This window comes from Porcincola sp. LCP21S3_C12, from assembly GCF_052118625.1.
Taxonomy (GTDB): Bacteria; Bacillota; Clostridia; order Lachnospirales; family Lachnospiraceae; genus Porcincola.
The window spans coordinates 1-631 of the sequence record NZ_JBQKGW010000075.1; the positions used below are offsets into that span (position 1 = coordinate 1).

The 631-nt window shown below is 52.6% G+C and carries 1 rRNA gene; it reads right to left on the reverse strand.

The annotated features are described in order from the left end of the window. Positions 1 to 573 (reverse strand): 23S ribosomal RNA (locus ACTQ1N_RS12715); the annotation flags it as partial. Positions 574 to 631 lie beyond the last annotated feature (58 nt).

Here is a 631-nt window from a genome sequence, read left to right on the forward strand (position 1 = left end):
CGCCCTCCCACTGCTTGTAAACACAGGGTTTCAGGTTCTTTTTCACTCCCCTCCCGGGGTCCTTTTCACCTTTCCTTCACAGTACTATGCGCTATCGGTCACTAAGAAGTATTTAGCCTTACGGGGTGGTCCCCGCTCTTTCCACCAGGGTTTCTCGTGTCCCGGTGTACTCTGGATCCTGCCATGTCCCTCGTCATTTCGCCTACGGGGCTTTCACCCTCTCCGGCCGGCTTTCCCAAAACCGTTTGACTATGACTCGTTCCAATTCCGCAGTCCGAACCCCGCCGTGCACGCACAGCGGTTTGGGCTCCTCCGGTTTCGCTCGCCGCTACTCCCGGTATCGATGTTTCTTTCTTTTCCTCCGGCTACTTAGATGTTTCAGTTCACCGGGTTCCCCTCCGTACCTTATGGATTGGGGTACGGATACATGAGGGTTGCTCATGTGTGTTTCCACATTCAGAGATCCGCGGATCATGGGATATATGCTCCTCCCCGCGGCTTTTCGCAGCTTATCACGTCTTTCTTCGGCTCTTAGTGCCAAGGCATCCACCCTGCGCTCTTATTGGCTTAACCTTTTTTGTTTCGGCCAATGGTTCTCGTAGCAAGTTTTTCTAACTTCTAATTCAATTAC